This is a genomic window from Pseudoalteromonas ostreae (assembly GCF_018069805.1).
GTDB classification, from domain to species: Bacteria; Pseudomonadota; Gammaproteobacteria; order Enterobacterales; family Alteromonadaceae; genus Pseudoalteromonas; species Pseudoalteromonas ostreae.
This window is the reverse complement of sequence record NZ_JAGPYN010000010.1, coordinates 116,892-137,376: the sequence shown is the minus strand read 5'-3', so window position 1 is coordinate 137,376 and position 20,485 is coordinate 116,892. Positions and strand designations below refer to the sequence as shown.

17 protein-coding genes and 1 pseudogene are annotated in these 20,485 nt (G+C 41.0%); 5 read left to right on the top strand and 13 right to left on the bottom strand.

The window, feature by feature from the left end; all coding sequences use genetic code 11:
• Positions 1–72: 72 nt before the first annotated feature.
• Together J7338_RS10050 and J7338_RS10045 are read right to left on the bottom strand one after the other, a co-directional pair.
• Positions 73–3,153: an efflux RND transporter permease subunit gene (locus J7338_RS10050; protein ID WP_210796934.1), complete on the bottom strand. Its 3,081-nt coding sequence runs from the start codon at positions 3,151–3,153 to the stop codon at positions 73–75.
• 2 nt (positions 3,154–3,155) lie between these two features.
• Entirely contained in the window at positions 3,156–4,172 is a 1,017-nt protein-coding gene (locus J7338_RS10045; protein WP_210796933.1) for an efflux RND transporter periplasmic adaptor subunit, read from the bottom strand.
• Positions 4,173–4,423: 251 nt separating this feature from the next.
• Here J7338_RS10045 and J7338_RS10040 point away from each other — a divergent pair, with 251 nt between their 5' ends.
• Entirely contained in the window at positions 4,424–4,765 is a 342-nt protein-coding gene (locus J7338_RS10040) for a hypothetical protein (protein WP_210796932.1), read from the top strand.
• Positions 4,766–4,842: 77 nt separating this feature from the next.
• On the opposite strand, the gene aroQ is transcribed toward J7338_RS10040, so the two are convergent.
• Complete coding sequence (gene aroQ, locus J7338_RS10035) at positions 4,843–5,373, bottom strand: gamma subclass chorismate mutase AroQ (RefSeq protein ID WP_210796931.1); 531 nt, start codon at positions 5,371–5,373, stop codon at positions 4,843–4,845.
• 178 nt (positions 5,374–5,551) lie between these two features.
• The gene (gene trhO, locus J7338_RS10030) at positions 5,552–6,559 is read right to left on the bottom strand and encodes an oxygen-dependent tRNA uridine(34) hydroxylase TrhO (RefSeq protein WP_210796930.1); all 1,008 of its coding nucleotides are present in this window, start codon (positions 6,557–6,559) and stop codon (positions 5,552–5,554) included.
• 215 nt (positions 6,560–6,774) lie between these two features.
• Between trhO and J7338_RS10025 the strand changes: the two genes are divergently transcribed.
• The 3 genes from J7338_RS10025 (at position 6,775) to J7338_RS10015 (ending at position 10,932) form a co-directional block, all read left to right on the top strand.
• Positions 6,775–8,103 (top strand): DEAD/DEAH box helicase, encoded by a 1,329-nt coding sequence (locus tag J7338_RS10025; RefSeq protein ID WP_210796929.1) that lies wholly within the window; start codon positions 6,775–6,777, stop codon positions 8,101–8,103.
• A 2-nt stretch (positions 8,104–8,105) separates the two neighbouring features.
• Positions 8,106–8,936 carry a CvfB family protein gene (locus J7338_RS10020; protein ID WP_182719011.1) on the top strand — a complete coding sequence of 277 codons (831 nt, stop codon included), beginning with the start codon at positions 8,106–8,108 and terminating at the stop codon, positions 8,934–8,936.
• 391 nt (positions 8,937–9,327) lie between these two features.
• Positions 9,328–10,932: a HEPN domain-containing protein gene (locus J7338_RS10015; RefSeq protein WP_210796928.1), complete on the top strand. Its 1,605-nt coding sequence runs from the start codon at positions 9,328–9,330 to the stop codon at positions 10,930–10,932.
• A gap of 92 nt (positions 10,933–11,024) precedes the next feature.
• Here the strand turns inward: J7338_RS10015 and J7338_RS20805 are convergent.
• Positions 11,025–11,361 (bottom strand): annotated as a pseudogene (locus tag J7338_RS20805) (hypothetical protein); the annotation flags it as partial.
• Between the two features lie 321 nt (positions 11,362–11,682).
• Between J7338_RS20805 and J7338_RS10010 the strand changes: the two are divergent.
• Positions 11,683–12,408 carry a hypothetical protein gene (locus tag J7338_RS10010; protein WP_182740119.1) on the top strand — a complete coding sequence of 242 codons (726 nt, stop codon included), beginning with the start codon at positions 11,683–11,685 and terminating at the stop codon, positions 12,406–12,408.
• 498 nt (positions 12,409–12,906) lie between these two features.
• Here the strand turns inward: J7338_RS10010 and pyrF are convergent, their stop codons facing one another.
• The 8 genes from pyrF to serC form a co-directional block, all read right to left on the bottom strand.
• The gene (gene pyrF, locus J7338_RS10005) at positions 12,907–13,611 is read right to left on the bottom strand and encodes an orotidine-5'-phosphate decarboxylase (protein WP_210796927.1); all 705 of its coding nucleotides are present in this window, start codon (positions 13,609–13,611) and stop codon (positions 12,907–12,909) included.
• Between the two features lie 49 nt (positions 13,612–13,660).
• Positions 13,661–14,797, bottom strand: a complete 1,137-nt coding sequence (gene lapB / locus J7338_RS10000; protein ID WP_210796926.1) for a lipopolysaccharide assembly protein LapB — start codon at positions 14,795–14,797, stop codon at positions 13,661–13,663.
• 2 nt (positions 14,798–14,799) lie between these two features.
• Positions 14,800–15,081, bottom strand: a complete 282-nt coding sequence (locus J7338_RS09995; RefSeq protein ID WP_169021153.1) for a lipopolysaccharide assembly protein LapA domain-containing protein — start codon at positions 15,079–15,081, stop codon at positions 14,800–14,802.
• Between the two features lie 21 nt (positions 15,082–15,102).
• Entirely contained in the window at positions 15,103–15,390 is a 288-nt protein-coding gene (ihfB, locus tag J7338_RS09990; RefSeq protein WP_210796925.1) for an integration host factor subunit beta, read from the bottom strand.
• Between the two features lie 63 nt (positions 15,391–15,453).
• Positions 15,454–17,121, bottom strand: coding sequence for a 30S ribosomal protein S1 (gene rpsA, locus J7338_RS09985; protein ID WP_029216020.1), 1,668 nt, complete (start codon positions 17,119–17,121; stop codon positions 15,454–15,456).
• A gap of 93 nt (positions 17,122–17,214) precedes the next feature.
• Positions 17,215–17,925, bottom strand: a complete 711-nt coding sequence (gene cmk, locus J7338_RS09980; RefSeq protein WP_210796924.1) for a (d)CMP kinase — start codon at positions 17,923–17,925, stop codon at positions 17,215–17,217.
• 106 nt (positions 17,926–18,031) lie between these two features.
• Complete coding sequence (gene aroA, locus J7338_RS09975) at positions 18,032–19,309, bottom strand: 3-phosphoshikimate 1-carboxyvinyltransferase (RefSeq protein ID WP_210796923.1); 1,278 nt, start codon at positions 19,307–19,309, stop codon at positions 18,032–18,034.
• The gene (serC, locus tag J7338_RS09970; RefSeq protein WP_210796922.1) at positions 19,309–20,391 is read right to left on the bottom strand and encodes a 3-phosphoserine/phosphohydroxythreonine transaminase; all 1,083 of its coding nucleotides are present in this window, start codon (positions 20,389–20,391) and stop codon (positions 19,309–19,311) included. Before serC ends, aroA begins: the two co-directional genes overlap by 1 nt.
• Positions 20,392–20,485: the final 94 nt, after the last annotated feature.

Genomic DNA, 20,485 nt, shown 5'->3' with positions numbered 1-20,485 from the left:
CTTTCCCAAGTGTGAGCCTAATTAACTTATTTTTCAAAGATAAATAGTTAATTAGGCTATTTTAATTGTGATTTACTCTATCTTATCAAGCTCCTGTGCAAGTTGTTTACTTTCATCACCTCGCGGGCTAGTAAAGCGCGCTAAACCCAAGTAAATCACCGGTGTTAAGTACAAAGTAAACAGCACCGCTAAAGACAAACCACCAAATACGACCCAACCAATCGCATTACGTGCCTCAGCCCCGGCTCCGGTTGATAATATCAGCGGCAGTGCTCCTAGTAAGGTTGATATCAAGGTCATGGTAATTGGTCTTAAACGCACTAATGCTGCTTGCTCTACTGCTTTACGCACGGTTAAACCTTGGTCGCGCAATTGGTCAGCAAATTCAACTAACAAAATCGCGTTTTTCGCGATTAAACCAATTAACATCACCAAACCTATTTGCGAGTAAATATTTAACGAAGTACCGGTTAAATACAGCGCTAAGATTGCTGATGTAATACCAAACGGCACAGTTACCATCACCACCACGGCACTATTAACATTTTCAAACTGTGCGGCTAATACTAAAAATACGATTAAAAATGCCAGTATATAAGTGATAAATACTTCGTTAGAAGTTTCTTCAAAGGTTAAAGCTTCACCTTTAAATGCCAAGCTAATGCCACTTGGTAGCGTTTGCTCTGAAATATCACGTAATTTCGATACCAGCTGTGCAATACTCATGTCCGCTGGCAATTCCATATCAAGCTCGATGGCACGACGCTGTGCATGGCGTTCAAGCTCGGCGGCAACACCTTCTTCTGTAATGGTTGCAACGCTACTCAGTGGTACTAACTGACCGTTATTTGCACTGATATATAAATTAGCGAGATCACTGGGATCTTTAATGGTTTGATTTTGTGCTTGCAGTATAATGGGTACAGATTGGTCACCAATATTTAAATCTGCAATATCATCGCCATTTATCGCCGCACGCAAGGTGATTGCTATATCGCTCAGCGATACCCCTAACTCCTCTGCACGGCGTCTATCAATATTAATGCGCAATTGCGGCTGTGATGGCTGATATGAAATACGCACATTGTCAATCGACGGGATAGTCCGCTCAACCTGTGCGGCAAAATCTTGTGCGGCCTTATAAATCTGTAGGTAATCTTGTCCTAATAGTGCCAACTCAATACCGCCACCTTGACCGCGTAAATTTAAACTATTTGACCCAGACGGATAACCTGCCGCCCCAGGAATATTACCCAGCGGACCTCGAATTTTATTAATGATCTCTTGCTGTGAAAAATGACGCTCATCCCAGTGTTTTAAAGGCACGGTAATAAACACAATATTTGGATCCCACTGTCCTACAACGGTATAAATAGATTCAATTTCGCCGCTTTGCACATACGGCAGCAAAATATCTTCCATTTGCATTGCTTGACGGTCCATAAAGTTCAAACCAACACCATCAGGACCCCGAGCAAAGATACGTATTTTTCCGCGGTCTTCTGAAGGCAGTAATTCATTATCTAAATTGAGATACAAAGCACCCGAACCCGCAGCGATTAATATACTAGCTATAAACGTAAGCCATGCATGATCAAGCACCCAATGAATGGTTTTGGTATAAATATGAGCAAGCCAATGACCTATTTTAGCAAATGGGTGTTTACCACCTTGTTTGAGTTTTAGTTTTGAGGTGAGCGCTGGCACTAATGAAAGCGCTACAAAACTTGAAATGATCACCGCTCCCGCAAGTACCCCACCAAACTCCCTAAATAATCGTCCTGCTGTTGAGGGTAAAAACGCGATAGGAACAAATACCGCCGCTAACACCGCTGTCGTTGCGACAACGGCAAAAAACACTTCTCGCGTGCCAATTACCGCTGCAGCACGACGGCCAAGGCCTAAACCGCGTTGACGTTGAATGTTTTCGCTGACCACAATCGCATCATCAACAATCAGCCCCGTTGCTAACACTAATGCCAGCAAAGTAAGTATATTGATTGAAAAACCCAGTGCCCATATCAACGCTAATGAACCAACCAAGGCAACAGGAATTGCAAATGCAGGCACTAAAGTCGCGCGCCAAGAGCCGATAAATACCCACAATGTAATGATCACCAGCAGCACAGTTAACACCAGTGAGTAAATCACCTCATCAACTGAGCTCCTGATAAATTGTGCATCATCGGAAGTTAAAGTAAATTTTAGTTCCGGAAAACGCGTTTGCATTTTTGCTAATAAACTTAATACTTCGTCAGATATTTCAATGGTATTTGACTGTGCTTGACGTATAACTTCCATGCCAATCACTGCCTGGCCGTTTAAGCGCACCATAGAGCGAGGATCCGCAGGACCAAAATACACCGCCGCAATATCACCAATACGCGTACCATCACGAATAATAATATCGGCCACTTGCTCAGCGGTAACTGAGGTTGCATCTGCGCGCACTATAATTTGTTGATCCGTCGATTTCAAACTACCGGCCGGTACGTCAAATGGCGCTTGGCGCAGTACTTGAGCTACATCAGGAACGGTTAAATTAAAACTGGTTAATTTAAGTGGATCAATTCGCACCCGTAAAACACGTTTTCGGTCACCATTTAAACGTACATCGGCCACACCTGGAATCGTTAAAAATTGCGGTGCTAAATCAACCTCAACCAGTTCAGTCAGCGCTTCAAGGGCTATGGTATCGCTTGATACGGTCAGAGATACAACCGCCTCTGCATCATTATCAGCCTTGATAATAGAAACGCGCTCAACTTCTTCAGGTAACTCACGCTGTACACGAGCTACCGACTCACGAGTTTCGTTTGCCGCATCATCAAGATCAACACCAGCACGAAACTCAACAACAATCCGTGCGTTGCCTTCTTCACTTTGTGCGCGAATGGTTTTTACACCACTTACGCGGGCTACCGCCCCTTCAAGTTTACTGGTTACTTCGGTATCAACAGTCTCTGGAGAGCCCCCAGGAAATGAAGCCGACACCGTGATCCTTGGCGTATCAACATCAGGCAGTTCACGAACTTCAACCCCGGCAATGGCCGCAATACCCGCAATAATGATCAGTAAATTAAGTACTACTATAAGCACTGGGCGGCGAATGGCCATTGAAGGGAGATCTTGCATCATAGGTTGTTGTTTCATACCTACTCCTGCGCTACTGCAAGCGGCTTGATATAATTAAGCTCTTGCGCTGGGCGTAAACGTTGTACACCTTCAACGACCAAGATATCGCCTTCGTTTAAAGGCCCAGATACAAGCAAACGACCCGCTAAACGTTGCTGAATTTTAACATCAACGCGCGTTGCCTTTTGCTCAACGCTTTTCCATACATAGGGGCCGGTTGCCCCCCATAAAAGCGCAGCTTCAGGCACTGCAACTAAACTCTGCCCTAATACCTCAATATGTACTCTAAAACTCATACCCGGTAAAAATTGTGCTTGTGCATTATCCAGTTTTGCTTTGACACGCAGCGTACGTGTTTGTGGATCAATGCGTGAGTCAAGATAAGCGACTTGCGCATTTATCGCATCGCTTCCTTGCCACGGCATCACAGTCACATTACCGCTTGTTCTAAGCATTGTAATAGCCGACTCTGGTGCATTAAAATTAATGTATAACGAACGAGTATCATCAATACTGGCGATGGCTGTTTGAGTGGTAATTCGATCGCCAACTTCGACATCCGTTAACCCCATGGTGCCACTAAAAGGCGCTCGCACTTGGCGATCTTCTAATTCGGTTTCGGCTTTAGTCACCGCAACCTTAGCTAACTCATACACAGTTTTTGCATCATCTAGATCACTTTTTGGCACCGCGCCTTTAGCATGACTTTGCTGTAAACGTGTTTGTATTCGTTCACTATCTGCAAGCTTTATTTTCGCTTCATTAAGCGCCGCTTTTTGTCTGCGTGAATCGAGCTCTAATAAAATAGCTCCTGCGGTTACCTGATCACCGGGTTTAAAATGCACAGCCGTGACTTTATCCCCCACTGCTGAGTAGAGGATAACAGAGCGAATAGCTTCTGCATTACCAACCACTTGAACTTGCTCTTTTGCACGTTCCATCACAACAGGTTCAACAATTACATTAGCAGCAAATGCCGAGGGCATTACCGCTGAACAAGTAATAAAAACACTGACTAAAAGAACTCGTAATTTCAAAAAGATCACCTAATTAATTATTATTTCCATTATGGCACGCAGTGTAACAGTGTTTTGATCAATAAAAAGTCTAGTTCGATTAACTGTCAAAACAATACGTTGAAATACCCTAATAGGGGAAGTAACTGGTGAATAACTATAGCAGTGTAATTAATGCTAAGTACTTTTGAGTAAGTGATCAAACAGGTATAGTATGCAGCAATAATTTTTATTAGAGTCTATCCTGCTAGTTTATATTTAATAGGACAATTATGTTTAAGCAAAAATTTACCGATATACATGGTATTACACACCAAGAAGCCGTATTTTTGGTTAACCTGATCAACATTAGTGAACAGCTTTCTAAGCAACTACAATTCGATAACAATGGAGAAGTTAACGTTGAGTCTTACGAACATGGCAATGTTGAATTTTCAGCCGTCTATTGGACATCAGCAAAAGCTAAAGAAGAAGGGTGTGAGCCGCTGAATTTTTTGTATAAAAAAGATACGTATACATTAGAGCAATGTACTATTGCTGTAGATAACGCTAAAGACATGACTCCTGAACAGCTCACCAATGCCGCCGAAGCGCATTTAATAACTTTAATCTAAAGTTGGCATGTTTACATGGTGATTTAATAAAAACATCACCGTGTTAACACGCTTATCTACTAGTATAAAAATTTATATTATTGAAGCCTGATTTCAATTAAGGCGTTAAATAACATCTCTTTGTCTGCGCGTGTTAAATATCGAGAATTTAGTGTGCGTTCAAAAACGTTAAATTCTTGCTGTGAAAAAACGCCTCCATTACGTAAATACTGTGTAAGTTCAATATTGATATCTTTCCCTAGCTTTATCAGTGCAGGGCGAATCACAGTATCTAAATTTCTAGGCTCTTTATCCGTTGGCTTACTAAGCAAGTCAGCGCGGTATCTATATTGTATAGCTTTAGCTGCCGATATTTGGGCACGAAAAAACGCGATGACACTTTCTTTGTTTAGGCCTTGTTTTTCAGCTGACAAACTTGCATTGTTAATAACAATTAACTCACGTTCTTTATCTTCAATAGCTTGGTTATTGTTACTCTTATAAAGCGCAACATCTTCCATGTAACTCAAGCGCAAATTTATTGTTGAAAAAAGTTCTTGCGCTGTACTTGCAGCAAAAGAATTAGATGAGAGCAGCATAGCTGCAAAGATTAAGATGATTCGAAACATTATGCATTACCTAGTGAATTGGGACTGTTATCGTGTAATAAAAACGTGATGATTTAAAAATAACTTCAGATCTGTTGACCTGTAAGGATTAAAGTTTATTCAATCTAGTTTGCCTTTAAAAAAGCCCCAAGCAATACTGAGGCTTTATAAGAGGATAGATAGTATTCGCTCGACTAAATTACTTGTTACGTTGTGCGTCTTTTTGCGCTTTTTTAGCCTCTTTACGCTTTTGTAAAACGGCTTGGGCTTCGTTGCCAATATGGCCTTCACCGCGAGCTTGCGCTAATTCAATTTGCTTTTGACGTTCAGCAAATCGTGCTCTTTGTTCGTCGGTCACATCATCAATACAGTGATGGCACGAAACGCCTTCCATGTATTCGGCTTTTAACTTTTCGTCTTCAGTGATTGGCATACGACACGCATGACACTGATCGTATGAACCCTTTTGCAAGTCGTGATCTACCGCTACGCGGTTATCAAATACAAAGCACTCACCTTCCCACATGGTTTCTTCTTTAGGCACTTCTTCTAAGTATTTTAAAATACCGCCTTCAAGATGGTACACATCTTCAAAACCTTGCTCTTTCATGTAAGCTGTTGATTTTTCACAGCGAATACCACCAGTACAAAACATAGCTACTTTTTTGTGTTTGCTCGGATCGAGGTTTTCTTTTGCCCACTGCGGAAACTCGCGGAATGTTTTAGTATTTGGGTCTACTGCGTTTTGAAAAGTACCAATTTCGATTTCATAATCGTTACGGGTATCAACTAAAATAACCTCTGGATCTGAGATCAATGCATTCCAATCTTGTGGTTTTACATAACTGCCAACCACTTTTAATGGGTCTACACCTTCAACACCCATTGTAACGATTTCTTTTTTTAGTTTTACCTTAGTACGGTAAAACGGGCATTCATCATCAAATGATTCTTTGCTAACAATGTTATCAAGGCTTGGTTGGCTGTCTAACCAGCTTAAAAGGTTGTCAATGCCTTCACGCTTGGCAGAAACTGTGCCGTTGATACCTTCTGCGGCAATTAATAAAGTACCACGTACTTCATTGGCCTCCATCACATCTAACAATGGTTGGCGTAGAGCTTCGTATTCAGGTAAAGAAACAAACTTATAAAGTGCACATACAACAAAGTGCTCGCTGGTTACATTGTCTTTATGGACAGCAGTCATGGTGATTCCTATTTTGCTTTAGCCGTTATTGGCGGTAACCGAATCGTAAATCCGGCGCATAATACATATTGAGGGCGCGTATTTTACGCTTTTTCTAATTAAATGCAAAAAAAGCAGTGATAATTGGCTTTTTACTGTTAGCCGCACTCGGGACTGCGCTATAATAGCGAAATTATTTATACCCAAACAAATTGCTCATTTTGGAGAAACACACTTTGCATTTTACTGATCTTGGGATTGATACTCGCCTTGAAACACAATTAGCGCATCAAGGGATCACCCAGCCCACTGATATTCAGGCCCATGCAGTGCCCACCGCACTGGCAGGCCATGACATTTTCGCCCAGTCTAAAACTGGGTCGGGCAAAACCTTGGCATTTTTATTACCTGCTGTTCAACGGGTTATGAAACAAAAGGCGCTCAGTAAACGTGATCCTCGTGTGCTTATTGTGGCGCCTACTCGTGAACTGGCGACCCAAGTATTTACCCAACTTCGCCTGCTAATTGCAGGTACTAATATTAAAGCGGTGAAAATATTAGGCGGTGAGAACTTTAATGATCAAATTAAAGCACTGCGTAACGACCCGCAATTTGTTATTGCTACACCAGGGCGATTAGCCGATCACTTAACTCAGCGTTCATTACAATTAAGTGGCCTTGAGTTACTTATTTTTGATGAAGCTGACCGTATTTTAGATTTAGGTTTTACTGCACAGTTAAAGATGATCAACGAGCAAGCAGATCATCGCCTGCGCCAAACATTATTGTTTTCAGCGACACTGGATCATGCACAAGTCGATGCGTTATCACGTAATTTACTGAAAAAGCCAAAACAAATTACCCTTAGTGCGGCTAACGAACAACATTCAGATATTAAACAAAGCTTATATTTAGCAGATCACCTTGATCATAAAGAAGCGCTGCTTGAGCATTTTTTAAAGCAAGATGAGGTCGGGCAATGCATTATATTTACAGCGACTCGAACAGATACCAGCCGTTTAAGCAAATCACTTAATGCTAAAGGTTTTAAAGCCCAAGCATTAGCAGGTGATTTAGCACAAAATAAACGTTTAGATATCATGGACGGCTTTAGCCGTGAAAACTTTAAAATTTTAATAACCACCGATGTTGCCTCTCGTGGTCTTGATTTACTAAGCGTAACTCATGTAATCAATTTTGATTTACCTAAACACGCTGAAGAGTATGTGCATCGTATTGGTCGTACTGGTCGAGCTGGCTTTAAAGGTACCGCTATTTCACTGGTCGGTCCTAAAGATTGGTTAAGCTATAAAGCAATTAAATCATTCTTAAATGATGAACTTGAGTTTCATACCGTTGCAGGGTTAAAAGGTAAGTTTAAAGGTTTACGCGAACCAAAACCTGATGCAACATGGGCTAAAGCACAAGAAAATGTAAAGCCTAAAGTAAAAGCTGTGACTAAACGCAAAGCAAAACCTAAAAAGCCACAAGCGCCAATCAAAGCCCCTCTTAATATTGATGGTGATGCACCAATGCGCCGTCGTAAAAAGCCAGAACAGGAATAATTATGAGTTACCTTGGAACCACCCAAACCCTATTCGTTAACGAAGTAAGTAACGAAGGCGCGTACCTTGATGGTCATGATCTGGGTGAAGTTTTTTTACCAAGCAGTGAAATTAAACATGAGCTAGAAGCTGGCGACAGTGTCAGCGTATTTATCTTTTTAGATAACGCTAATCTCGCCACTGCAACAACTAAAAAGCCGTTAGCTCAAGTAGGTGAATACGCCCTACTACGCGTTAAAGAAATCAACAGCATTGGCGCTTTTTTAGATTGGGGGCTTGATAAAGATGTACTGGCACCGTTCAACGAACAAAAGCCAAGAATGCAAGAAGGCTATTCTTATTTAGTACGTTTGTATTTAGATAACGCCAGTGGCCGTATTTGTGCATCAAATAACTTTAATCGTTTTATCAATAAAACGGAGCCTGAGTACGCGCCGCTGCAAGAAGTACAATTAATAGTCGCTGGCAAAACCGATATTGGCTATAAAGTATTAATAGAAGAAGCACATTACGGCGTTATATTTTACAACATGGTGTTTAAAAACATGTTTGTTGGCCAACGCTTAACTGGATTTATTCAAAAAGTACGTGAAGACGGAAAAATTGACGTTATTCTTGAAAAACCAGGTATGGCTAAAGTAAGTGACTTGGGTGAGAAAATAATGGATAGATTAAAATCCGAAGGCGGTGTTATTGCTTTAGGTGATAAATCGGATCCTGAGACAATTAAAAAAGTTTTCTCAACCAGTAAAGCGAATTATAAAAAAGCCATTGGCGGTTTGTTTAAGCAAGGCTTAATTGATATTGAAGCTAAGGCTATTAGGCTTAAGTAAGCGGTCAGCGGTCAGCGGTCAGCGGTCAGCGGTCAGCGGTCAGCGGTCAGCGGTCAGCGGTCAATTTAAAATGATATAGAAAAGAGTAAAGTGAAAGCTTTGCTCTTTTTTGTTTTTATAAGCTTCAATGGCAACTATGAGCGATAATCGGTCATTGATACTGGCTAAATATCGTCGTTAATAGATTGGTTAAACTGCTCTTTGCGCATATATTCATGAAAATGAGCGCCGAGCGCATATTGTTCTATTTAACTTTTCTTTAAAGTTTTAGAAAACTTAGTGATAGTAATACCTTAGGTTATTTGTTAAAACTATATAATGTAGAAAAATGAGCGTAGCGTCGGCAGAAATATGCGCGATGAGCGCACTATTAAATTGTTAGGTGCGCGCAATGGAAGCAGAGAATGGAAATATGCCAACTATAAATATCCCTCTTTTCGTTAAAAACATGGGCCATAAAATCCTTCATTTTATCCTGAATCTTGAGGAAGATCAGGCCATCGAAGTGTGCGAAGGTCGATATGAATTGGATGCTGATAGAGCTGAAATACTTAATAGTTTTATTGGGATATGTCGGCAATTACGAATGCAAGGGATTGACCAAGGTGATGTGGATTTTTCTGTTTTCCATACACTTCCACAAATATTACAAGATGAAAGGCATATATTTAATGTCTGGCATGAGAACTTAGGCGGGGGAAAGGCCGAACCTTTAAGTGAAGATCCACTGGTTAAATCAGCCTCAAAAATTGCTTTAGAAATTTACCCTCTATTCTTAATAAAGCTTCCATCAAATAGCCATTTATTTATAAACACATTTTCACATTTAAGCTCATTAACTTATAAGTTGGAAGAGCGTGGCGTTTTAATTGACGCCATCATGAATGATGTTTCCATGTCGAAACTTTTCACTAACGTTGGTGAAAATGATATGGATACACATTGCCAGTATATGGCTTCTTCAGGTAGAGGGGGAGGTATTCAACTAGCTGTTTTTCCAGACACACTTGTCGCGAACGCTTATGAGCTGATGAAACTCCGAGGCGAGATTTCACAGCAGGCTCTTCTTTCGGCTGTCGAGGAAACAATTCAAATGCTTCGAGAGATTGGCGAGGGAAATCAAATTGAAGTTCCTGCTTTCGTAGGTTTCCATAATGTCGGCTTTGATGATTTTTCTGAAATGGACATCGAAAGCGGAAAGCTACGAGCATACAACGATGAGATATTGTCATTACTACCTAATGAGGCCAGGCCATCTACGTTAGGGGGTGAAAACAAAGTGTTGGGGTTGTTATTGGAGTATAAATATCCCTATAAAGTAAAATTGGGTCCGCAAGATGATAATAACCGATGGCCTCCTGAGCTAGAACAGGCAAGAAAGCAACTAGAGAAAGCGAAAGAAAACCTATCTTTCACACTTGCACTAGCTATCGATAGAAGTCCTCCAATAGGAATAACACAAGCGTGGACGTTGGTTTTTGATCCTCTCAGCCAAGGTACAAGTATGTCCTGGAGCCACAGAGCCCGTTCACCAATGCCTCATTACTTGCTAAAACATAACGAGATGGAAGCGGTAATCTATTGGTCAAAACTGGTAAATGAAAGTAATGATGAAAAAATTCGATTAGCAATAAGACGAATCCTTTCATCTATTAATGAAAGAATGAATCCAATTGATGGCTTTATTGATGCAATCATAGCTTGGGAAAACCTATTCGGAGGAAATGCTGAGCTAAGCTATAGGATATCGGTTTCCATTGCGAAACTACTTGCGGAAGCTCAGGAAGAACGATTGGAAATCCAAAGTAAGATAGTTAAGTTCTATACAGAAAGAAGCAAAATCGTTCATGGTGTTAAGGAAATAACTCATGATGTTGCCATTCAAAAAAGGGATGAGTGTTTAAAAATAGCATTAGAGGTTGTGAAAAAGCTCTATGAAGACCACCATGAGCTTTTGATAGATGCTGACAGATCAAAGAAGTTGGCACTACTGTAATGGCACCTAATCGGGTAGCCGGAGGTCTCTAACCTCCAGCCCCCACACCACCCATCATGGGCTTTTTATTAGCAGGTAGTGCAGTGGGCGGTTCATCTCCCGTAGTGAATATTGATCCAAATATCCCTCAATGACACTAAACCTTGTGAAGCTAAGTAGTTATTGCCTAATGCAATGTTAATTCCTTTTGTTTTTGAGCTTCTACAAGGGCCTTCGCTTCCAAGCGCCTACTTTTGGTACTGGTGATACCACAGGCTATGGCGAGTCGTTCGCTAACACCCAATTTCATCAAACTGCGTACTTTGGTGCGTGCTATACCTTTATAAAGAGGGTCATTGTCGCCAGTAGCACATCCTTATCCTACGGCAGATCCAATGGTCTAAATCCACAGTTAAGCTGATAAGCGTTGGCTATTAGGTAGTAGTATCCCAGCTGATACGACCCCAAAAAGGTGGCCGTTAGATCACATGACTTCGCTATCTTGTGCTAGCTCGTCTCCAGCCTACGCCTCATATGATGTTTTTTTTCATCAGCTCACACATTTGCTAGCGGCTTCCTTCAGACTATCTCTCGCGATTTAGCCCTTGCCATTCGCGAGTAGTTATCGTTTAATAACAGTATGTTATTTAAACGGTGATCTTCCTACAGAGGACTTTCACCTCATAAGACAATGCCCATGTCGGGCATACTGGAACTTAAACAGTTGGTTAGGTTCCGCTTAATGCGGCGATACGTAAATATGGAGTACGTGTGAAACATCTACTATTTTTATCTTTATCACTAATCTTAGCTGGTTGCGGAGTTACAGGTACAGCAAGTAAAACTGAGTTTCCATTGTTAACAAACGCTCCTGTATTTAGTGCTAACGTCAATTCAGTTTCAATCATAACAGATGAAAATACAGCTGATAACGAATCATATGGGGCTTTTAATTGGGGAAGTTTTGATACAGCTGACAAAAATACAATTCAGCAATCAATCTTAAATACTCTAAACCAAAATACTTCAAACGTATTAACAAAAGCTAAAGTGCACGCCAAAATTCACCGTTATTCGCAAGTTATTACAAATGCCAGTTATGCAAGCTTTGTTATTGTTGATTGGTGTTTAGAAGTAAACGGTGAAATTATTCGCGACGAAGTATTTTATGCTGGCCACAGCGATGAACTTAATATATTTACTGGAAAAACGTTAGGCTGGGCAAAAGGTCAAACCCACAAAGCAATTTCAAGCCGTATCATCAACCAGTCTATACAATCTTTATCTGATCCGTCTCTTAAAAGCGCTTACCCTGAAAATAATGTATTTTTAAATGCTAAAGATGCAGTGGCTGCTTTACCCACACAGCTTACTTCGGTTGTTGGTGCAGGTTTCTCAGGTGGTATGTATTATTATGTTGGCCCGACTACTGGTAATACTAACTTCAATCAAAAATCAGTTTACCAAAAGGTTAATTGGCAGCAAGAAATTCAGTAAGCGCAGCTTGCGTATAATCGGGTAGCCGGAGGTCTCTAACCTCCAGCCCCCGCACCACCCATCATGCGCTTTTTATTAGCAGGTAGTGCAATGGGCGGTTCACCTCCCGTAATGAATATTGATCTAAAAACTGCGTACTTTGGTGCGGGCTATTGCGCCATTGCCATATAAACACTCCGTGGGTCTATCATCTGTATTACTCTTAAGCGCAGCGTCTCTTAACCTCTTTGTGAATAATTTACTAAGTTTTTTTTGCACAAAGAGAAGGGAATGAGAAGTAAATGAGGGGAAACTTAGCGCTTAGTATTGGCATGGTTAAACCGCCAATAAAAATAAATTAAAATCGAGTTGTTCTACAGGCTCGTGCCGACCATCTGCAACTGCCAAATTCCAAATTCTAGCCTATTCATCGCCAACTTATTAAGTTTGTATACCCAGAAACAAAAAGAGCAAAGTAAATACTTTGCTCTTAGAAGTAATAGTAAAAATAACGCTTGTTTATTTTAACGAGTCATTAATTTCTTTTAGTGTCGCAACAGGGTCTGCGGCTTGCGTAATTGGGCGGCCAACAACTAAATAATCGCTGCCATCTTCAATTGCTTGCTTTGGTGTCATGATACGTTTTTGATCTCCTGCATCACTTCCCGCAGGGCGAATACCTGGCGTTACCAATTTAAAATCGTTACCGAGTAGCGATTTTAATTGCTTGGCTTCTTGCGCTGAGCACACTACCCCGTCAAGGCCTGATTCTTTGGCAAGTTTAGCCAAGTAAATAACTTGCTGTTCTGGTGTTTTATCTACCCCTAAGCGGCTAAGCTCTGCGGCATCCATACTGGTTAAAACGGTAACGGCAATTAATAATGGCGCTTTATCACCAAATTGCTCAAGCGCTTGTTTGGCTTTAGTCATCATTTCAACACCGCCACTGGCGTGAACATTAACCATCCAAACACCCATTTTAGCCGCTGCGGTAACCGCTTTGGCAACCGTATTTGGAATATCATGAAACTTTAAATCTAAGAATACGTCAAAGCCAAGGTCAATTAATTCTTTTACAAAAGCAGGTCCAAAATAGGTAAACATTTCTTTGCCTACTTTTAAACGACATGTATCAGGCGATAATTGCTTTACAAAGTTTAAAGCGGTTTGCTGATCATCGTAATCGAGGGCGATAAGAACTTTTTTTGAATGTTCGAGAGACATAACTTTCCTAAAACTGATTGTAGAAGTAAGTGAATATTTTTATAGAAAACTAAAAACCGTCTAAACCACGGCTCGGTACTATGGTTTCCCAATGTTTGCACGACGGGCAAACCCAATAAATTGTATGACTGGTAAAGCCACAGTGTTGGCACTGAAAATCTGGCTTTGTTGCAATATAAGAGGTTACCAATTTATCTATTTGGTCTAACACTTCTTTGATGTCATTGTTCTGTTTTGCTAATAACTGAAGTAAAAAACTAAAGCCACGAATCGTCGGCTGACGTTTTAAACTATCAGTTAAAAACTTGATTGCTTGCTCGGTATGCCCTTGCTCAAGTAATGCTTGGCAATGTTTTATTTTTATTAGCACCCCGCCTTTATTAAGCAATTGCAGCAATAATTCATGAAATTGGTGGGTTAGATTTAATTGCTCATAACTGTGAGCTAAATCATCTATAAACAAAGGAGCAAAGAAAGTGAAGCTACAGATCAGCTCACGCCAATAATAAATTGCTTTTACGTAATCTTCTTTTGCAAATGCTGATTTACCTAATTCATATAATGGGCGGATCGCTTTATGATTTAGGCTAATGGCTTTGCGCATAATTTGCGGATCATTGTTAAGCAACGCAGCTTCACAATAAAAGTTAGCAATGGCTTTGAAATGTTGCGGCTTTGAAAATAAATCACTGTGTGCTTCGAACATATTGATCCCCTTTTCCCATTCGCGTGTTTGCGAATACAAATTAAGTATCGGCTCTAATGCATCACTGTGGTTGGCTTTGACTAACCACACTAAATGTTCTTCGGCGCCATCAAGCAAACCCGCCATGATATAATCTTCAGCAAGTTCAAGGCGACTAGCAGCAGCTTGTTGTTCATTAAGGCTTGGGTGTTTGAGCAGTAATTCGTGGATTTTTATTGCACGATCTAATTCACCTCGGCGGCGAAACATCGTTGCGAGTGTAGAATAATGTTCAACAGAGTCAGCGGCGACTTCAAGCAAGTTGATTAAGTGCTCAAGGCCTTGATCTTCCTCTCTGTCGAGTAAAAACTTTAAGCCTTTACTGTATTCAGAGGTGATCTGACGATTAAGTTGATGAGCTTGGTTTTTAGCACTATTTTTACCCATGATCCAGCCATAACCAGCCGCAACAGGTAAAAGTAAAAACAAAAGCTCAATCATAGTTAGGTGTCTTTATTAGCAACAAGCTTATTATTATCTTTTTCAGGCGCTAATTTTTTTTTCAAACGATAGTTTTGCCACTTTAATTGCGAAAACAATTTAAAGCTAATAAAACAACCAATTGCGACACCTAAAGCAAAGCAGATACTTATTATCATTGCGAGGGGTAAAGTATTACTGGCAATAATATAATTTACTTGCACTAACTGTGGATTTTGCGAACCAAGTACAAATGCAAAAATTAAGCATATTGCTACCAAGATAATTTTTAATACCCTAAACAAGTAACTACTCCAACTAAGTAACTAGGCAATGCTCGCGTTTACGCGATCTCGTAACTCTTTGCCTGGTTTAAAATGTGGTACGTGCTTACCTTCTAACTCAACCGTATCGCCAGTCTTAGGGTTACGACCTGTGCGAGGTGAGCGAAAGTGTAATGAGAAACTACCAAAGCCACGGATCTCAATGCGATCAGAGCCTGATAATGAGCCGGCCATTTGTTCAAGAATTTCTTTAACAGCATTTTCAACATCTTTCACAGGTACATGTGCGTGTTGCTCGGCTAATTGTTCTATCAATTCTGACTTAGTCATAACGTTTCCTTAAAAAAGAGATAAAGGAAGGGCAACACTGCCCTTCCAATTAAGACTGATTAATTAGTCTTTTTGTGCATTTGCGAATGCAGCTGCCATTGCGTTTTCGAACACTGGCTCTTCTTTCTTAAGCTTTTCTAGTACTTCTTTCTCTTCTGCTTCGAAAAGAGCTTTAACAGAAAGGCTTAAAGTGCGGTTCTTACGATCAACACCAACATATTTCACTTCAATTTCGTCGCCTACAGAAACAACAGTAGTTGCATCTTCAACGCGCTCTTGAGCGATATCTGCTACACGGATGTAACCTTCAACGCCTTCGATAAGTTCAACAGTTGCGCCTTTCGCATCAACTTCAGTCACTTTACCTTTAACAATAGCACCTTTTTTGTTTGCATCAAGGTAGTTATTGAATGGGTCAGCTTCGATTTGCTTAACGCCTAGAGAGATACGTTCACGCTCTGGGTCAACTTGCAATACGATAGCAGTGATTTCGTCGCCTTTCTTGAATTCACGTACAGCGTCTTCGCCTGGCGTGTTCCAAGAAATGTCTGAAAGGTGTACAAGACCGTCAATACCACCGTCAAGACCGATAAAGATACCGAAGTCAGTGATTGATTTGATCTTACCAGTAACTTGGTCGCCTTTGTTTTGTAGACGAGCAAATTCTTGCCAAGGATTAGCAATACATTGCTTAAGACCAAGTGAAATACGACGACGTTCTTCGTCGATTTCAAGAACCATAACTTCAACAGTGTCACCTAGTGAAACAACTTTTGAAGGGTGGATGTTCTTGTTAGTCCAATCCATTTCAGAAACGTGTACTAGACCTTCAACGCCTTCTTCGATTTCTACGAAGCAACCGTAATCAGTAAGGTTAGTTACACGACCAGAAAGTTTAGAACCTTCTGGGTAACGACCAGCGATAGCTGCCCATGGATCTTCGCCAAGCTGTTTAAGGCCTAGAGATACACGAGTTTTATCTTTGTCGAATTTAAGAACTTTAACTGCGATTTCGTCGCCAACATTAACGATTTCTGAAGGGTGCTTAACACGCTTCCACGCCATATCAGTAATGTGTAGTAGACCATCAACACCACCAAGGTCAACGAACGCACCGTAGTCAGTAAGGTTCTTAACGATACCTTTAACTTCTTGACCTTCAACAAGGTTAGCAAGAAGCTCTTCACGTTCTTGTGAGTTTTCTGATTCGATAACTGCACGACGTGAAACAACAACGTTGTTACGTTTTTGATCAAGCTTGATTACTTTAAATTCAAGCTCTTTGCCTTCAAGGTGAGTTGTGTCACGTACTGGACGAACATCAACAAGTGAACCAGGTAGGAAAGCACGGATTGAATCAACTTCAACAGTGAAACCGCCTTTAACTTTACCGTTGATAACACCAGTAACAGTCTCTTGCTCTTCACATGCTTTCTCAAGACGGATCCACGCTTCGTGACGCTTCGCTTTCTCACGAGAAAGGATAGTTTCACCGAAACCGTCTTCAATTGCATCTAGTGCAACATCTACTTCGTCGCCTACAGCAACTTCAAGTTCACCAGCAGCATTTTTGAACTGCTCTGCAGGGATAGCACTTTCTGATTTAAGACCAGCATCTACAAGTACAATGTTGTTCTCGATTGAGATAACTGTACCTTTAACAATAGAGCCTTGCTCTGCTTCAAAACCCTTTAAGCTTTCTTCAAATAACTGCGCAAAATTTTCTGACATACGAATATACGTCTCATATATTATTACCAATTAGCAACCATGCTGCATGGGGTTGTTAAAATAGCACTGGCATCCTGCTGGCGCATAAATAGTTTATCGTCGCTTTGGAAGTTTACCTTCGACAATTGCTGCATCTAATAAAGTCATAACTTTATCAAACACTTGCTGTGCATTAAGCTCGCTAGTATCGAGTTCAATAGCATCATCAGCAGGAACAAGCGGCGCAACAGCACGATTCGTATCGCGCTCATCACGTGCTTGAATATCTTCTAATAGACCACTTAGTGTAACATCAAGACCGCGTTCATTCAACTCAACAAATCGTCTACGCGCACGTTCATCAGCGCTGGCGGTCAAATAAATTTTTAACGGTGCATCTGGGAATACCACAGTGCCCATATCACGGCCATCGGCGATTAAGCCATTTTCAGTACGAAATGCACGCTGGCGGCGTAATAATGCTTCTCTAACACGTGGTAAGGCAGCAACTTTTGAGGCGGCAGCACCAACTTCTTCATTGCGAATTGTTGTTGATACATCTTCACCTTCCAGAATAACTTTACCGGCGTTTGCTTGACTATCTACTAAAAACTGCACATCTAAGTTAGCAGCTAAAGGCACCAGTGCCTCTTCGTTGTCTAGTGCAATTTGGTGATGAAGTGCTGCCAGCGCTAATACGCGATAAATCGCGCCACTATCCAGTACATCCCACCCTAATTTATTGGCTAACAAGCGACAAACAGTTCCTTTACCTGAACCACTTGGGCCATCAACGGTGATCACGGGCATTAATAACGCCTGCATTTAAACCTCCTGCAATGCACACCAAAATTAAACTGCAGTATTATACGTCAGATAATAAAATAGATCCGCTTTTTGTATGTAAGTTTTTATTTTTATCCTCAAATATCTAGTTGCTTATAGATGCTAGTACGTTGAAAAATGTTGGAAATGTCTTGTATGTACATTTAGGATCATTGATAGTTATTGGCTTGCCGCCTATAGCTACCATGGCAAAACACATTGCAATGCGGTGGTCGTCATAGGTATCAATTGCCACATCGTTAAAGTGTTTTGGCGGTGTTATTTCGATGAAATCTTCACCTTCAACTACCTCAGCGCCCACTTTACGAAGCTCGGTGGCCATAGCATGTAAGCGATCAGTTTCTTTTACGCGCCAGTTGTAAATATTGCGAATAGCCGTTGGGCCATCGGCGAATAACGCGACTGTCGCAAGGGTCATCGCCGCATCAGGAATAGCGTTGGCATCGATATCAACGCCTTTCAATTGGCCTTTACGAACCACTAAGCGCTCGTCATACCAATCTATTTTAGCACCGACCTGCTCCATTACTTTGGCAAATCCAATATCACCTTGCACAGATTTTGCACCAACGCCTTTTATTTCTATTTCACCGCCGGCAATTGCAGCAGCTGCAACAAAATAGGAAGCCGATGACGCATCCCCTTCAACCATAATGCGCTCAACAGCTTGGTATTGCTGCGCGCCTGTCACAGTAAAAGTTTTATAGTCATCGTGTGTGACTACTATGCCAAAGCGCGCCATGACATCTAGTGTGATATCAATGTAAGGCTTTGAAACTAAAGTACCTTTAATGGTGATATTGGTATCGCCATTAAATAACGGCGCTGCCATTAATAATGCTGTGAGAAATTGGCTCGAGATACTGCCATCAATTGCAACGCTGCCGCCATTAATTTGCCCACCAACAATTTTAAGTGGCGGATAGTCTTTATTTTTTAAATAACGAACATCCCCCCCGAGTGCTTGTAATGCATCAACTAGGTGACCAATTGGACGTTCTTCCATACGTGGCTCACCAATTAGTTCATAGTTCCCCTTCACAGCAGCTAAAACCGCAGTCAGTGGGCGATACGCAGTGCCTGCATTACCTAAAAATAGTGGCTCAGCTGGCGTTAAAAACTGCCCGCCAACACCTTTTACAGTGGCTACAGTTTTATCATCATTAAGACTGACATCAACGCCCAATAATTTTAATGCGCCAAGCATATGGCGAATATCATCACTGTCTAATAAGTTTTCTACAACCGTTGTGCCTTTAGCAAGTGCCGCTAACAATAAAATACGATTTGATAAACTTTTGGAGCCTGGTAAGGTAATACTGCCATTGACTTGATTGATTGGCTCTAACCGTAACTGCTCCATTAGCTGTGCTCCTGGGCAAATTTCGCCATAAAATCAACTAACGCTTGTACACCGGCAAGTGGCATGGCGTTATAAATGCTCGCACGCATACCGCCAACAATACGGTGACCTGCAAGTGCTAGTAAGCCTGCTTCTTTTGCTTGGGCTAAAAACTGTGTATTTAAGCTTTCATCATTAAGCCAAAAAGGCACATTCATACGTGAACGACAATGCTTAGCCACTTTATTACTATAAAATGGCGATTCATCAATAAAGCCGTACAGCAGTTCGGCTTTTGCTATATTTTGCTGCTCCATGGCTTTTACGCCACCATTTTGCTCAAGCCAGTCAAATACTTCTGCCGCTAAATACCAAGCAAACGTAGGTGGCGTGTTATACATGCTGCCTTGTTTTACTTCGAGTGCATAATCAAATATACCTGGCTTTGCGACCCCTTCACGTTCAAGCAAGGTTTTACGAATGATCACAATGGCAAGTCCTGATGGACCAATATTCTTTTGTGCACCCGCATAAATTAAATCAAACTGATCAACATCAAATTCACGTGATAAAATCGTAGATGACATATCTGCAACAATTGGCGCTGTTGGGTGACTTGGTACATCAAATACTTCTATGCCATCTATGGTTTCATTTGGGCAATAATGGATGTATGAAGGATCAACTGGAAATTGCCACTCACTAGCCGGTTTGATAGAAAATTGCTCATTTGTGTCATTACGTACATCAAGCTCAGTGACTGTGGTAAATTTAACTGCTTCGTCTACTGCGCCTTTTGACCACACACCGTTTTCACAATACACGGCAGCTTTATCATTTACATGCAGATTTAACGGTATAGCAGCAAACTGCCCGCGACCACCTCCGTGCATAAATAACACTTCAAATTCATCGCTGATATTCATTAGCCGACGTAAGCTTGCTTCGCATTTCTCTGTGAGCGCTAAAAACTCTTTACTGCGGTGACTAATTTCCATCACCGATACACCTAGATTTTGCCAATCAAGAAATTCTTTTTGTGCTTTTTCCATCACAGCTGGCGGCAACATTGCAGGACCCGCACAAAAATTATATATACTCATTACCATTCCTCATTCCAGTAATTTAACAATTGTTTTTTGATTGCTAATATTAATAATTAATTTATTGATTTTTACAGTAAAAAAAAGCGGCCGA

Coding starts and splice junctions, on each gene's coding strand:
- J7338_RS10040 (WP_210796932.1), top strand. CDS start 4,424: ATGTTTAAGCAAAAATTTACCGATATACATGGTATTACACACCAAGAA.
- J7338_RS10015 (WP_210796928.1), top strand. CDS start 9,328: ATGGAAGCAGAGAATGGAAATATGCCAACTATAAATATCCCTCTTTTC.
- trhO (WP_210796930.1), bottom strand. CDS start 6,559: ATGACTGCTGTCCATAAAGACAATGTAACCAGCGAGCACTTTGTTGTA.
- lapB (WP_210796926.1), bottom strand. CDS start 14,797: ATGATTGAGCTTTTGTTTTTACTTTTACCTGTTGCGGCTGGTTATGGC.
- J7338_RS10020 (WP_182719011.1), top strand. CDS start 8,106: ATGAGTTACCTTGGAACCACCCAAACCCTATTCGTTAACGAAGTAAGT.
- aroQ (WP_210796931.1), bottom strand. CDS start 5,373: ATGTTTCGAATCATCTTAATCTTTGCAGCTATGCTGCTCTCATCTAAT.
- cmk (WP_210796924.1), bottom strand. CDS start 17,925: ATGCAGGCGTTATTAATGCCCGTGATCACCGTTGATGGCCCAAGTGGT.
- aroA (WP_210796923.1), bottom strand. CDS start 19,309: ATGGAGCAGTTACGGTTAGAGCCAATCAATCAAGTCAATGGCAGTATT.
- pyrF (WP_210796927.1), bottom strand. CDS start 13,611: ATGTCTCTCGAACATTCAAAAAAAGTTCTTATCGCCCTCGATTACGAT.
- ihfB (WP_210796925.1), bottom strand. CDS start 15,390: ATGACTAAGTCAGAATTGATAGAACAATTAGCCGAGCAACACGCACAT.
- serC (WP_210796922.1), bottom strand. CDS start 20,391: ATGAGTATATATAATTTTTGTGCGGGTCCTGCAATGTTGCCGCCAGCT.
- J7338_RS10050 (WP_210796934.1), bottom strand. CDS start 3,153: ATGAAACAACAACCTATGATGCAAGATCTCCCTTCAATGGCCATTCGC.
- rpsA (WP_029216020.1), bottom strand. CDS start 17,121: ATGTCAGAAAATTTTGCGCAGTTATTTGAAGAAAGCTTAAAGGGTTTT.